This window comes from Oryzobacter terrae (assembly GCF_042756445.1).
Lineage (GTDB): Bacteria > Actinomycetota > Actinomycetes > Actinomycetales > Dermatophilaceae > Oryzobacter > Oryzobacter terrae.
The window spans coordinates 3,467,607-3,480,719 of record NZ_CP170578.1; the positions used below are offsets into that span (position 1 = coordinate 3,467,607).

The 13,113-nt window shown below is 75.2% G+C and carries 11 protein-coding genes; 7 read left to right on the forward strand and 4 right to left on the reverse strand.

Annotated elements, in window-relative coordinates:
* Nucleotides 1–27: 27 nt before the first annotated feature.
* The 6 genes from coaD (at nucleotide 28) to mutM (ending at nucleotide 5,207) form a co-directional block, all read left to right on the forward strand.
* Nucleotides 28–531, forward strand: coding sequence for a pantetheine-phosphate adenylyltransferase (gene coaD / locus ACFWN3_RS16640; RefSeq protein ID WP_377641502.1), 504 nt, complete (start codon nucleotides 28–30; stop codon nucleotides 529–531).
* Nucleotides 518–2,635 (forward strand): acyltransferase family protein, encoded by a 2,118-nt coding sequence (locus tag ACFWN3_RS16645; protein WP_377641504.1) that lies wholly within the window; start codon nucleotides 518–520, stop codon nucleotides 2,633–2,635. The genes coaD and ACFWN3_RS16645 overlap by 14 nt, the downstream gene beginning before the upstream one ends.
* A gap of 80 nt (nucleotides 2,636–2,715) precedes the next feature.
* Entirely contained in the window at nucleotides 2,716–3,294 is a 579-nt protein-coding gene (locus ACFWN3_RS16650; RefSeq protein WP_377641506.1) for a YceD family protein, read from the forward strand.
* Nucleotide 3,295: 1 nt separating this feature from the next.
* Nucleotides 3,296–3,490: a 50S ribosomal protein L32 gene (gene rpmF, locus ACFWN3_RS16655; RefSeq protein WP_377641508.1), complete on the forward strand. Its 195-nt coding sequence runs from the start codon at nucleotides 3,296–3,298 to the stop codon at nucleotides 3,488–3,490.
* A gap of 10 nt (nucleotides 3,491–3,500) precedes the next feature.
* Complete coding sequence (gene rnc / locus ACFWN3_RS16660; protein ID WP_377641510.1) at nucleotides 3,501–4,325, forward strand: ribonuclease III; 825 nt, start codon at nucleotides 3,501–3,503, stop codon at nucleotides 4,323–4,325.
* Between the two features lie 9 nt (nucleotides 4,326–4,334).
* Nucleotides 4,335–5,207 (forward strand): bifunctional DNA-formamidopyrimidine glycosylase/DNA-(apurinic or apyrimidinic site) lyase, encoded by an 873-nt coding sequence (mutM, locus tag ACFWN3_RS16665; RefSeq protein WP_377641512.1) that lies wholly within the window; start codon nucleotides 4,335–4,337, stop codon nucleotides 5,205–5,207.
* Here mutM and ACFWN3_RS16670 read toward each other — a convergent pair.
* The 3 genes from ACFWN3_RS16670 to ACFWN3_RS16680 form a co-directional block, all read right to left on the reverse strand.
* Entirely contained in the window at nucleotides 5,200–5,556 is a 357-nt protein-coding gene (locus ACFWN3_RS16670; protein ID WP_377641514.1) for a cupin domain-containing protein, read from the reverse strand. The two genes, mutM and ACFWN3_RS16670, sit on opposite strands and share 8 nt — an antisense overlap.
* Entirely contained in the window at nucleotides 5,553–6,938 is a 1,386-nt protein-coding gene (locus ACFWN3_RS16675; RefSeq protein WP_377641516.1) for an FAD-binding oxidoreductase, read from the reverse strand. The genes ACFWN3_RS16670 and ACFWN3_RS16675 overlap by 4 nt, the downstream gene beginning before the upstream one ends.
* Nucleotides 6,939–7,041: 103 nt before the next feature.
* Complete coding sequence (locus tag ACFWN3_RS16680) at nucleotides 7,042–9,999, reverse strand: AAA family ATPase (protein ID WP_377641518.1); 2,958 nt, start codon at nucleotides 9,997–9,999, stop codon at nucleotides 7,042–7,044.
* 52 nt (nucleotides 10,000–10,051) lie between these two features.
* Here ACFWN3_RS16680 and ACFWN3_RS16685 point away from each other — a divergent pair, with 52 nt between their 5' ends.
* The gene (locus ACFWN3_RS16685; RefSeq protein ID WP_377641520.1) at nucleotides 10,052–11,644 is read left to right on the forward strand and encodes an alpha-amylase family glycosyl hydrolase; all 1,593 of its coding nucleotides are present in this window, start codon (nucleotides 10,052–10,054) and stop codon (nucleotides 11,642–11,644) included.
* Between the two features lie 25 nt (nucleotides 11,645–11,669).
* Here ACFWN3_RS16685 and ACFWN3_RS16690 read toward each other — a convergent pair whose 3' ends face one another.
* The gene (locus ACFWN3_RS16690; protein WP_377641522.1) at nucleotides 11,670–13,088 is read right to left on the reverse strand and encodes an MFS transporter; all 1,419 of its coding nucleotides are present in this window, start codon (nucleotides 13,086–13,088) and stop codon (nucleotides 11,670–11,672) included.
* Between the last annotated feature and the right edge of the window lie 25 nt (nucleotides 13,089–13,113).

Genomic DNA, 13,113 nt, shown 5'->3' on the forward strand with positions numbered 1-13,113 from the left:
GGCGCGGGCGTCGGTACCGTGTCCCCCGTGACCGATCGCGCCCGCCGTGCCGTCTGCCCCGGCTCCTACGACCCCGTGACCTCGGGGCACCTCGACGTCATCGCGCGCGCGGCCGCCCTCCACGACGAGGTCGTCGTCGCCGTCCTCCACAACCCGGCCAAGGCCGGCGCCTTCGCCGTCGAGGACCGGATCGGCTTCATCGAGCGAGGGCTGGCCGGCCTCGGGGTCACGAGCGGGGTGCGGGTCGAGGCCTTCGCCGGCCGGCTCCTCGTCGACGTGTGCCGCGACCTCGGGGCCGACGTCGTCGTCAAGGGCCTGCGCGGACCGACCGACTTCGCCTACGAGCTGCCCATGGCGCTGATGAACCGGCACCTCACGGGTGTCGAGACGCTCTTCCTCCCCGGCGCCCCCGAGTTCGAGCACGTGTCGAGCTCGCTCGTCAAGGAGGTCGCCCGCTACGGGGGCGACGTCACCGGCCTCGTCCCCGACGAGGTGCGCGACGCCCTCGTGCGCCTGCGTGGCGACGGCTGAGCAGGCGCGGGCCCGACCCGGCCCGTCACCGACGCCCCCGCCGACGACCTCGACGGCCGCGAGGCCCGCGGGGTTCCGCCCCGACATCGAGGGCCTGCGGGCCGTCGCGATCCTCACGGTCCTGGCCCACCACGCCGGGCTGCCCCTGCACGGTGGGTACGTCGGCGTCGACGTCTTCTTCGTCATCTCCGGCTACCTCATCACCGGCCTGCTCGTGAAGGAGCTGTGGTCGACCGGGCGCATCTCGTGGCTGCGGTTCGTCGGGCGCCGCATCCGGCGGCTGCTGCCCGCGGCGATCCTCGTCCTCACGCTGACCTCAGCCGTCGCGTTCGTCGTCGTCCCCGGGCTGCGCCGCCGCGACATCGGGATCGACGTCATGGCGGCGGCCGGCTACGTCGTCAACTGGGTCTTCGCGGGCCGCGAGGTCGACTACCTCGCCTCCGACCTCAAGCCCTCGCCGGTGCAGCACTTCTGGTCGCTCGCCGTCGAGGAGCAGTTCTACGTCGTCTGGCCGCTGCTGCTCATCGTCCTCGCCCTCGTCGTGCGCAGGCCCGGGCGCAGGGCGGTGCTGGTCGCGCTCGGCGCCCTCGTCGCCGCGTCGTTCGCCTGGTCGCTCTGGTACTCGCACACCGACTACCGGCCCGCGTTCTTCACCACGACGACCCGCGTCTGGGAGCTCGGGATCGGGTCCCTGCTCGCCGTCGCCCTCGCGGGCCGGGCCCGCCCCGAGGTCGCCCGCCGGTGGGCGGCACCGCTCGGCTGGGTGGCGCTGGTGTTCCTCCTCGGCGTCGCGGCGCTGCTGCGCGGCGGCATCGAGTGGCCGAGCGGCTGGGCGCTGCTGCCGACCGTCCCGACGGCGATCCTGCTCTGGGTCGGCTGGCAGGGCGCCCCCCACGGGCCGGTGCGGGTGCTGGGCTCGAGGCCCATGGTCTGGGTCGGCGGCCTGTCGTACTCGATCTACCTCTGGCACTGGCCCGTCATCATCCTGGGGGAGTGGACCGCCGGCTGGCTCGGCACCCCGCTCACCCCGCTCGGCAAGGTCGTCCTCGCCGTCCTGTCGATCGGCCCGGCCTGGCTGTCGTGGCGGTACGTCGAGAACCCGATCCACCACGGACCGTGGCTGCGCGAGCGGCCGCGCGCCCTCCTCGCGAGCGGGGTGGCGCTGTCGCTCACCGGTGTCCTCGTCGCGCTGCCGCTGCTCCCACTGCGCTCACCGTTCGACACCACGCCACCCGGCGGTGCGATGCCGGCGCCGAGCGAGCTCGGGGCGGGCGCGGTCCGGCTCGGCCAGCCGCTCGCGGCCGTCGACGACCCCGGGTGGGTCACCCCCGACCCGATGACGTCGGGCGAGGACCGCCCGGCCGCCGACGTCGACCGCTGCCAGGTCGACGTCGCGGCCACCGAGCCGGTCGCCTGCACCTTCGGCGACCCGCGCGGCACGACGACCGTCGCCCTCGTCGGCGACTCCAAGGCGATGCAGTGGCTCCCCGCGCTCGAGGAGGCCGCGCGCAGCACCGGGTGGCGGATCGTCACGTACGGCAAGTCCTCGTGCGCCTTCTCCGACGCGCCCGCCACCCAGGCGGGGAAGGCCTACCCCGAGTGCGACCGCTGGACCGCGGCGGTCGGCGACGCCCTCGACGCCGACCCGCCGGACGTCCTCGTCACCTCGGGGGTCGCCACGGCCGCCTGGGTCGACGACCGGCTCGACCGGCGGGCCCTCGTCGAGGGCTACACCGCGCGCTGGCGCTCGCTCGCGGCCGCGGACGTGCCGGTCGTCGTCATCGGGGACAGCCCGCTCTCGCCCGACGACCTCGACGTGTGCGCGGCCCGGCACGCCACCGAGCTGAGCGCGTGCGCGTTCGACGCCGTCACGGCGATCCGGGGGAGCGGCCTGACGGTGCAGCGCGAGGCCGCGGCGGGGGCGGGGCCCGGCGTCTCGCTCCTCGACCTCACGGCGTGGATCTGTCCCGAGGAGCAGTGCCCCGTCGTCATCGGGCACGTCGCCGTCCACCGGGCCGGCGACCACGTCACCGCCACGTACGCCGCGACCCTCGCGCCGCAGGTGGGGGACGCCGTGGAGGCGGCGCTGGGCCGGTTTGGGTGAACCGGCCGCGACCGGTAACCTTGACCCTCGGTCTGCGTCCGTGCGGCGCGGCCGAACCACCTCCGACGACTCCAAGGCTCATGACTCGACTCGACCCCCGGTCCCCGATGGTGCTCGACACCAAGCTCGTGGGCCGGCGACCCGGGACGATGCACGAGCTGACGCGTGACGTCGGGGCGCCGAGCGACTTCGGCACGGACGTCATGCGCGTCGAGGAGGGCGAGAGCCTCCACCTCGACTTGCGACTGGAGTCCGTCGTCGAGGGAGTGCTCGTCACCGGTTCGGTCCGCGGTACGGCAACCGGCGCCTGCGTGCGGTGCCTGGATCCCGTCTCCGAAGAGGTCGACGGGTTCTTCCAGGAGCTGTTCGTTCACGCCGATCGCCACGACCACCACCGCGAGGTGGGGGACGAGGACGCCGACGAGGAGCGCCAGGTCGAGGACGGCTACATCGACCTCGAACCGGTGCTCCGGGACACGGTGGTGCCTGCGCTGCCGTTCCAGCCGGTGTGCCGGCCCGACTGCCCCGGGCTGTGCTCCGAGTGCGGCATGCCGCTCGCGGAGGACCCGGATCACCAGCACGACCAGATCGACCCCCGGTGGGCGGCCCTCTCGGCACTGTCCGAGCAGCCCCCCACGCCGACAGAGAAGAGGACCTGACGTGGCCGTTCCGAAGCGGAAGATGTCGCGCTCCAACACCCGCTCGCGCCGCGCCAACTGGAAGGCGACCCCCGTCGCCACCACGACGTGCCCCCAGTGCAAGGCGCTGACCCAGCCGCACATCGCGTGCCCGTCCTGCGGGACCTACAAGGGGCGGCACTACGGCGTCGCCGAGCGCACCGAGCACCAGGGCTGATCCCACCCCCATGGGGAAGGGGTCGTCCTCGACCGGCTCGCTGACGCCGCTCCGGCACGTCGACGAGCTCCTCGAGCACCTCACGGCGGTCACCGGCGCGTCCATCGACGCGGCGGTGCTCCGTCGTGCCCTGACCCACCGGTCGTACGCCTACGAGGCGGGCGGCCTGCCGCACAACGAGCGCCTGGAGTTCCTCGGCGACTCGGTGCTCGGCCTCGTCGTCACGACGACGCTGTACGACACCCACCCCGACACGAGCGAGGGCCAGCTCGCGAAGCTGCGCGCCGCCGTCGTCAACATGCGGGCCCTCGCCGACGTCGGGCGCACCCTCGGCCTCGGTGACTACGTCTACCTCGGCCGTGGTGAGGAGTCGACCGGCGGTCGCGACAAGGACTCGATCCTCGCCGACACCGTCGAGGCGGTCATCGGGGCGGTCTACACGTCCTCGGGCATCGAGGCCGCGGGCGAGCTGGTCCACCACCTCGTCGACCCGCTGCTCGCCCAGTCGGCCACCCTCGGGGCGGGCCTGGACTGGAAGACGAGCCTGCAGGAGATCACCTCGCGGCACGGCCTCGGCGCCCCCGAGTACGCCGTCGACGAGGACGGTCCCGAGCACGCGAAGTGGTTCGACGCCACCGTCACCGTCGCCGGCACGGTCCTCGGCCGCGGTGCCGGGCGCACGAAGAAGGTCGCCGAGCAGGAGGCCGCCGCGCTCGCGTGGACCTCGATCCGCGACACCCACGAGGGTCCGGTCGCCGGGCCCGAGGAGGAGCCCGCCCCCGAGGGCGACGCCGACACCGTCGACCCCGACGGCGCCCTCCCGCCCCGCTCCTGAGGCCTCCGCGTGCCCGAGCTGCCCGAGGTCGAGGTCGTCCGGCGCGGCCTCGAGGCGCACGTCCTCGGCCGCGACATCGGCGCCGTCGAGCTGCGCGGCGCGCGGGTCGCCCGCCGCCACGTGCCCGGGCCCGACGACCTCGCGGCCCGCGTGGCCGGCCGCCACGTCGCCGCCGTGCGTCGGCGCGGCAAGTACCTGTGGCTCGACCTCGAGGACCGCGTCGGCCTGCTGCTCCACCTCGGGATGAGCGGCCAGCTGCTCGTCGAGGACGCCGACGCCCCCGACGAGAAGCACCTCCACGCCCGGTTCCGCTTCGCCGACGGCGGGCCCGAGCTGCGCTTCGTCGACCAGCGCACCTTCGGCGGGCTCGCGCTCTCCGAGCTCGACGACGCGGGGGTGCCGCTGTCCATCGCGAACATCGCCCCGGACCTCCTCGAGGACGCCTTCGACCGGGCCGCCGTCGTGCGCCGGATCAAGGGCAAGGACAGCGCGATCAAGAGGGTGCTGCTCGACCAGGGTGTCGCCTCGGGCATCGGCAACATCTACGCCGACGAGGCGCTGTGGCGGGCCGAGCTGCACGGTGAGCGGGTGGCCGGCTCGCTGACCAGGCCGCGCATCGGCCTCCTCCTCGACCACGCCGCCGCCGTGATGCGCGAGGCGCTCGGGCAGGGCGGGACGAGCTTCGACGCCCTCTACGTCAACGTCAACGGGGCCTCGGGCTACTTCGACCGCTCGCTCGCCGCCTACGGCCAGACCGGGCGTCCCTGCCCGAGGTGCGGCACGCCCATCCGGCGTGAGCAGTTCATGAACCGCTCGTCGTTCTCGTGCCCGCGGTGCCAGCCGCGTCCTCGGGGGGTCCGCCCGGTCCGACGCGTCACCTGAGCCCGATCCTCTCGTCGAACCCTCCCGGCGCGTGGATGTTGAGGAAGCGGACGTCGGCGCTCCCGTCGTTCGCGATGGCGTGCGGGGTGCCGGACGGGACGAGCACGAAGGTGCCCGCGCCCGCCTCGACCCTCCGCCCGTCCTCGCCGACGGTGAGCGACAAGGTGCCCTCGAGGACGAGGAACGAGTCGTCCTCGCCGTCGTGCACGTGGCGGGAGACGCCCTGGCCCGGTGCGAGCACGACGATGCCCAGGTTGAACAGCGGCGTGTCGACCGTGCGGGCCAGGAACTCCACGTTGCCGACCCGGTGCCCCTGCCCGGGCCGGGTGACGACGAGCGCCCGGCTCATCGCGCACCGCCCGGTGCCGCCGCCGGGGCGAGCGCGTCGCCGAACACGTGGCGGGGGTCGACGCTCTCCTTGACCCGGCGCAGCCGCTCGAGGACGTCGGGCGCCCAGGCCCGGGTCAGCGCCTGCCCCCCGCCGTGACCCGCGAAGTTGACCAGGGTCGTCCCCGGCGACCACGGCTCCAGGGTGCGGACGACACCTTCGGTCACCGCGTGCGCGGTGGCCAGCAGCGGTGGCGGTGCCGGGGCCACGACGGAGAGGGAGAACGCCCCCTCGCGCCCCGCGACCGCGTTCGGCACCGCGGCCGGACGGGCGAGCGCCCCACCCATGAGCCGCAGCTCCACCATGGCGAGTGGGACCTCCACGTCGGGGCCGGCGACGCCGAGGAGGGCGTCGACGAGGGCCTCGGGCGCCGAGTGCAGCAGCCCCCCGCGCATCACGGCCGGCATCGGCTCGGTCGGGTCCATGTGGATGCCGTCGACGGCGGCGAACGACATCGGACCGACGGAGTCGAGGAGGGGGGTGCCGACCCGGCGCATCGGGGCCACCAGCTCGGCACCCCGGGCCGCGGGCCCGGCGTACCCGAACCGCAGCGCCAGGCTCACGACGCCGCGCAGGGGCGGCGGCACCTCGTCGACCGGCGGCAGGCGCAGCAGGGCCACCGAGGTGGTGACCTCCTCGGGCAGGGCCGGCGCCCAGGCCGCGAACGCCCGCAGCACCGGCTCGACCTGCGCGGGTCCGAAGACCATCGCACCGCCGAAGAACTCGGGCACCGGCACGAGGTCGAACTCGACCGCGGTGGCGATCCCGAACCCGCCCCGTCCACCGCGCAGCGCCCAGAAGAGCTCGGGGTCGCCGTCCGCGGTGACCCTGCGGAGGTCCCCCTCGGCGTCGACGAGCTCGACGGCGCGGACGTGGTCGGCGGCGAACCCGTGGCGGCGGGCCAGGTGGCCCATCCCCCCGCCGAGCGTGTAGCCGACCACCCCGACGCCCGACGACGAACCGGACAGGGGGGCCAGGCCGTGGGGGACGGCGGCGTCGATGACCGCCCGCCAGCGGACCCCCGCCTCGACGCGGGCGACGCGGCTGACGGGGTCGACGTGCACGCCCTGCATCCGCGTGGTCGTGACGAGCACGGCGTCCTCGACCGGCTCCGCGGCTCCGTGGCCCGTCGCCTGGACCGCGACGGCGCTCCCCACCGCGTTCGCGTGGCGGACCGCGGCCGCGACGTCGTCGGCGGTCTCCGCCGCGACGACGACCGACGGGCGGTGCGTGACCGCCGTGTTGAACCCCGCGGCCTCCGCGGCGGCCGCCGGGTCGCGACCGTCGAGGACGGCCCCGGACACCCGGCGCGACAGACCCTCGCGCGTGCTGGTCGTGTGCATCTGCTCTTCTCCTTCCGGCCACCGCGCCCTGCGGTTCGGCACGTCCTCGACCCTGGGGCTAAGGGGAGGGGCTGCACATGAGGCATTCACCCAGTCCGGTGGGTCAGAGGACGTCGAGGAGGCCGCGTCGCTGGGCGACGGTCACCGCCTCGGTCCGGCTGGAGACGTTGAGCTTGGCCATGAGGTTGCTGAGGTGCACGCTGGCCGTCTTCTCGCTGATGAACAGGCGGCTCCCGACCTCGCGGTTGGTCAGGCCCTCGGCGACGAGCGCCAGGACCTCGCGTTCGCGGGCGGTGAGCACCCCGTCGCCGGACGACGCGCTCGAGGAGAGGCGCTCGCGGCGCACGGTCGCCGCCACGGCCCGCTGGAGGGGGAGGGCGCCGATCCGCTCGGCCTCGGCGGCCGCGGCGGCGGCGTGGGTCCGCGCTCCCTCGCGGTCACCGTGGGCGACGAGGGCGCCCGCGAGGCGCCAGTGGCACCGGGCGCGCTCGAGGACGTGACCGTAGCCGAACGCCTCCACGGCCCGCCGCCACTCCTCGACCGCCGGTGCGCCCGTCAGCCGGGCGTGCTCGGCCACGGCGCGGGCGTGCCAGGCGTGCCCCTCGGGCCCGAGGTCACCCGGGCGGCCCCGGCCGGTGGCGACGAGCAGGTCCACGCGCCGGCGCAGCGGCTCTCCACGGCGCACCGCGTCGGCCGCGCCCGCGTCGTCCCGCCGTGCCCTGCAGGACTCGGCCTCGTCGGCCAGGGCCGCCAGGGCCAGGGCCGAGAGCCAGAGCCCGCCGTAGGTACCCTCGCCGACCGCGGCGTCGAGGTGGGACTGCGCTCGGGCGGCGACCTCGACGGCCTGCTCGGGCTCGCCATGCCAGGTCAGCAGGTCGGCCTCGCAGCCGCCGGCCACGAGTGCGACCTGCGGGTGGTCGTCCCAGTGCTCGCGCAGGGCCGCCAGCCGCCGCGCCGCGTCGGGGGAGCCGCTCGCCACCGCGGCGTAGCAGCTGACGGCCGCCAGCCGGGCGGCGGCGACGTCGGGGGGTGGGCTCTCGGGCGCGTCCGCCGCGTGCAGGCTCCCAGCCAGGTCGCCGGCGACGTACGCGGCGACCGCGAGCAGCAGCCGGAGCTCGACCCCCGGCTCGCTCCACCGCACCCCGCTCTCGGTCACCCGGGCCATCGCGGTCCGCAGCACCGGCAGCGAGGCCTCGACGTCGCCGTGGTAGTAGTGCAGCGACGCCAGCGAGTAGTGCGCCCGCAGCTCCGCGGCGGCCTCGCCGGTGGCTCGCGCCAGCCGCAGGGCGGTGTCGAGGCGCTCGGCGGCCGCCGTGCGATCGCCCTCGATCTCGTCGAGGAAGGCCGCGGTCGTCAGGGCCTCGACCTCGAGCCCGGGGTCGCCGGCCGTGCGGACCGCCCCCAGGGCGCGGTCGACCTCGGGGCGCGCCTCCCGCGGTCGGCGGGCCGCCACGAGGGAGCGGGCGAGCACCACCTGCGCGGAGGCCGCCAGCCGTGGGTCGAGCCCGCCGGCGGAGGCCAGCTCGGCCGCCTCCCGCGCCGGACGGACGGCCGCCTCGGTGTCGTCGACCTCGACGAGCCGGCGCGCGAGCTCGGCCCGGGCGCGCACCCGTGCCGCGGGGTCGTCCTCGGCGTCGCACAGCGTCACGGCGGTGCGGGCCCACGCGACGGCGCGACGCGGTTCCCCCGCGAGCCCGGCGGCTCGCGCCGCCCGCACGGCCAGCAGCCCCTCGGACAGGTCCTCGAGACCGGGCTGCCCCCGCCGGAGGTTGCGGTCGACGGCCGGCCACGTCTCCAGGGCACGCTCCAGGTGCGCGAGCGCCTCGACCGGCGCGAGCACCCGCATCGCCTCGTCGGCCGCGCGGACCGACCAGACGAGGACCCGGGTGGGGTCGCCGGACTCGACGGCGTGGTGCGCGACCTCGGCGGGCGCCGCGACGCCGTCGGCGCCGGCCACCAGCGCGTCCGCCCGTTCCGCGTGCATCCGGGCCCGCTCGCCCGGCAGGAGGTCGTCGTGGACGGCGGCTCGCAGGAGGTCGTGGGGGAACGCGTAGCCGGCGCCGTCCGGCACGAGGAGACCGTCGCCGACCGCGCGCCGCAGCGCCTCGTCGAGGACGTCGTCCTCGAGGCCCGCGACCCGGCGCAGCATCCGGTCGGAGACGGGCTGCGCCGTGATGGCGGCACAGCGCACGATGCGGCGCACCGGGTCCGGGAGCCGCTCGAGCCTCCCGAGCAGGAGGTCGGCGAGCGCTCGTGGGACGCCGTCGCCGAGGGTGCCCCCGCGCGCCAGGTCGGCCGCCACGGTGGCCACGAAGTAGGCGTTGCCGCGGGTCCGCCGGAAGACCTCGGCGGCGTCCTGCGCGCCGACGCCGGCCGACGACAGGTACGTGGCGACCTCCGTGGCGTCGAACGGCTCGACCTCGACGCGCCGGACCGTGGGCAGGCGGTCCAGGTCGCCGACGAGACGGCGGCCGCGAGGGTGGCCGGACAACCCGTCGGTCCGGACCGTCGCGACGGCGAGGAGGCGCTCGGAGGTCAGGCGGCTCACGAGGAAGCGGAGGAAGTCCGCCGACGACGCGTCGACCCACTGGACGTCCTCCACCGTGACGACGACGGGTCCGCCGAGCCGTCCGAGCTCGGCCAGGAGCGTCGTCGCGGCATCGAACGTCCGCAGCCGGCGGAGCTCGTCGAGGGTGCCGCCCCCATCGGCCCGCGGGTCGGCCAGGTCGGTCAGGTCGGCCAGCGCAGGTGCGCGGTCGAGGGCCGCCGCGACCGCCGGGTCGACCGCGGCGCGGGCGCGGACCCCGCGCACGAGGTCGGTCAGCACGAGGTGCGGCAGCCCGGGGTCGCCGACGTCCACGCACTGGGCGCGCAGGACCAGCGCCTCGGGCGGCACGACGACCTCGCGCAGTGCGCGCACCAGCCGGGTCTTGCCCACCCCCGCGTCACCGGCGAGGAGCAGCGCCCCCGCCGTCCCGTCGGTGGCGGCGGCGACCATCGTGCGCAGGACGGAGAGCTCCTCCTCGCGCCCGACGAGCGGTCCGGGACCGGGACCCATCATCACCGCATGATGGCACCCCTGCGGCAGGGTCGTGTCTGGCTAGGGTGAGGTGATGACCAGCACCCGCCCTCAGCCGGCCTGGCTGGCGAACTCGGTCCTCTACCAGATCTACCCCCAGACCTTCGCGGACGGCGACGGCGACGGGATCGGCGACCTCGCCGGCGCCCTCGAGCGGCTGGACCACCTCGCCTGGCTCGGGGTCGACGCCATCTGGTTCAGCCCGCTCTTCGCGTCGCCGTTCGCCGATGCCGGCTACGACGTCAGCGACTACCTCACCGTGGCCCCGCGGTACGGGACGAACGACGACCTCGTGGCGCTCGTCGAGGCGGCGCGCAGCCGCGGCATCCGGGTCCTGCTCGACCTCGTCGCGGGCCACACGAGCGACCAGCACCCGTGGTTCCGCGAGTGGGCGTCCGACCCCTCGGACGGGCGGTACGTGTGGAACGAGCGGGTCGGCACCCCGGCCGGCATCTGGTGCCCGGTGCCCGGGTCGCGCGGTGGCTACTACCTCCTCAACTTCTACCCGTGCCAGCCGGCGCTCAACTTCGGCTACGCCCGGCCGGACCCGCGGCAGCCGTGGCGCGACCCGGTCGACGCCGAGGGCCCGCGCGCCAACCGGCAGGCCCTCAAGGACGTCATGGCGCACTGGTTCGACCTCGGCATCAGCGGCTTCCGGGTCGACATGGCCGCCTCGCTCGTCAAGGACGACCCCGGCCACGTCGAGACCGGGAGGCTCTGGACCGAGGTGCGCGGCTGGCTCGACGAGACCTACCCCGACGTCGCCCTGCTCTCGGAGTGGGGCGAGCCGGCGGTCTCGGTGCCCGCCGGGTTCCACGCCGACTTCTTCCTCCAGTTCAGCAACCCGGCCCTGCGGTCCCTGTGGCACACCGGGGTCGGGACGCACGACCCGAACTGGTCGGAGCCCGGCCCGTTCTTCTTCGACGCCGAGGGTGGCGGCGGCATCGACGTCTTCCTGCGGGAGTGGCGGCGCGCGACCGACGCGATCGGCACCGGTGGCGGACACGTCGCCCTCCCGACGGCCAACCACGACTACGCCCGCCTCGTCACCGGTCCGCGCACGGCCGAGCAGGCGCGGTCCGCGTTCGCCTTCCTCATGACCTGGCCCTCGCTGCCGACGATCTACTACGGCGACGAGATCGGGATGCGGTACGTCGAGGACCTGCCCGACACCGAGGGCAGCATCCTGTCGCCGCTGAACAACCGCACCGGCTCGCGCACCCCGATGCAGTGGGAGCCGGGTCCGGGCGCGGGCTTCTCCACCGCGTCCCCGGAGGACTTCTACCTCCCGGTCGACCCCTCGCCCGACCGCCCCGACGTCGCGACCCAGCGGGCCGACGAGGGCTCGCTGCTCCACCTCGTCAAGCGGCTCGTCGCGCTGCGCCACACCACGCCGGCACTCGGCCCGTCGGGGTCGCTCGAGGTGCTGACCGAGGGCTACCCCTTCGCCTACGTCCGCGGCGGGACGCACCTCGTCGTCGTCAACCCGCGGCGCGAGCCGGCCGCCGTGGACCTGCCCGGCGGGTGGGACGGCGCGCGCGACCTCGAGGTCGAGGGCGTGCGGGTGTCGGGTGGACGGGCCGAGGCGGCGGGCTTCGGGTTCGGGGTCCTCGAGCGCGTCGGCTGAGCGGTGGACAACGGTCGGCCGGGCGTCACCCGGCCGGCTGCGCCTCGATCTGCTGGGCCGGCGCCGCCGCGTACGCCGTGGAGAGCCGGCGGTAGGGCGCCGAGGCGAGGGCGAGCAGGACGGTCACGAGCACGATCGCGCCCGCGCCGAGGAACACCAGGGCGATGCCGCGGGCCTCGCCGTCGCCGAGCAGCCAGCCCCAGGCGGAGCGGCCCTCGGGCGACTCCATGTAGGGGATGAGCCAGAACTGCGCGATCGGCCCGATGAGGAACGCCGAGACCGGGCTCGCCGCCAGCTCGACGCTCTGGGCGAAGCCGAAGACCCGGCCCTGGGTGCGGAAGGGCACGACCCGCTGGAGGATCGTCTGCTCGGCCGCCTCGGCGACGGGCATGATGCACAGGAAGAGGAAGATCCCGACGACGTAGAGCCAGGCCCACTCCCTCAGCGTGAACGTCATCCCGAGGCCGGCGACACCGAGGTTGACGAGCAGCAGGCTGCGGACCGGGTTGCTGCCGAGGCCGAACCGCGCGACGAGGGCACCCCCGACGACGAACCCCAGCCCGGTGACCCCGAGCACGAGGCCCCACGCCTCGACGCTGAACAGGGTGAGGCCGTAGGGGTCCATGAGCGCGATGTAGACGCCGTTGACGAGGTTGTTGAACGTCGTGAAGAGGATGAGTGCCACGAGGCCGGGCACCGCGCGGATGGCCGTGACCGCGCCGCGGACGTCGAAGCGCGAGGCGCCCTCCTCGACCTCCGGCCGGACCTCGGGGACGGAGACGGGCAGGAGGTGGGCGAGGGAGAGACCCGTGAGGGCGAGGGCGATCGCCAGGGTCCACCCCATGCCGAGCAGGCCGACGCTCAGCCCGCTGAAGACGCTCGTGACCATGAAGGCGATCCCCTGGACCGTGCCGACGAGGCCGTTGGCCCGGTCGCGGCCGTCCTCGGGGACGAGGAGGGTCACCGTCGTCGACAGCGCGATGTTGCGCAGGCTCTCGACGACGCCGCCGACGAGGATGACGGTGGCGAAGAGCCAGAACCCGGGGGCGCCCCAGTCGGCGAGGGCCTCCTCGCCGAGGAGCAGCCACAGCGCCCCGGCCAGCGCGTACGTCACGAGCGTGATGCTCGAGGACGCCACCATGACGTTCTTCTTGAGGTGACGGTCGACGAGGGTGCCGAAGAAGGTCCCGAACACGGCGGTGAACAGCATGTAGCCCCCGCCGATGATCGAGGTGGCCATGACCGACCGCGTCTCCAGGTAGGCCCAGAAGGTCAGGGCGAACCAGAGGAAGCCCGACGTGACGTTGGCGACGAGGGTGTTGACGAGGACGGCGCGGAAGGTGCGCAGGGTCTCGGGCCCGCGCTCGACCCCTGCCGCGAGGTGGGCGGCGTCCTCGCGCGCGGCGGCCTCCCCGGGCCCTTCGGTCGTGTCGTCGACAGGCACGCCGACGACTCTAGGACGGACCGGC

Excerpts from the sequence above, each read along its gene's own strand:
- ACFWN3_RS16650 (WP_377641506.1), top strand. The coding sequence starts at position 2,716 with ATGACTCGACTCGACCCCCGGTCCCCGATGGTGCTCGACACCAAGCTC.
- ACFWN3_RS16670 (WP_377641514.1), bottom strand. The coding sequence starts at position 5,556 with ATGAGCCGGGCGCTCGTCGTCACCCGGCCCGGGCAGGGGCACCGGGTC.
- ACFWN3_RS16685 (WP_377641520.1), top strand. The coding sequence starts at position 10,052 with ATGACCAGCACCCGCCCTCAGCCGGCCTGGCTGGCGAACTCGGTCCTC.
- ACFWN3_RS16675 (WP_377641516.1), bottom strand. The coding sequence starts at position 6,938 with ATGCACACGACCAGCACGCGCGAGGGTCTGTCGCGCCGGGTGTCCGGG.
- ACFWN3_RS16680 (WP_377641518.1), bottom strand. The coding sequence starts at position 9,999 with ATGATGGGTCCCGGTCCCGGACCGCTCGTCGGGCGCGAGGAGGAGCTC.
- rnc (WP_377641510.1), top strand. The coding sequence starts at position 3,501 with ATGGGGAAGGGGTCGTCCTCGACCGGCTCGCTGACGCCGCTCCGGCAC.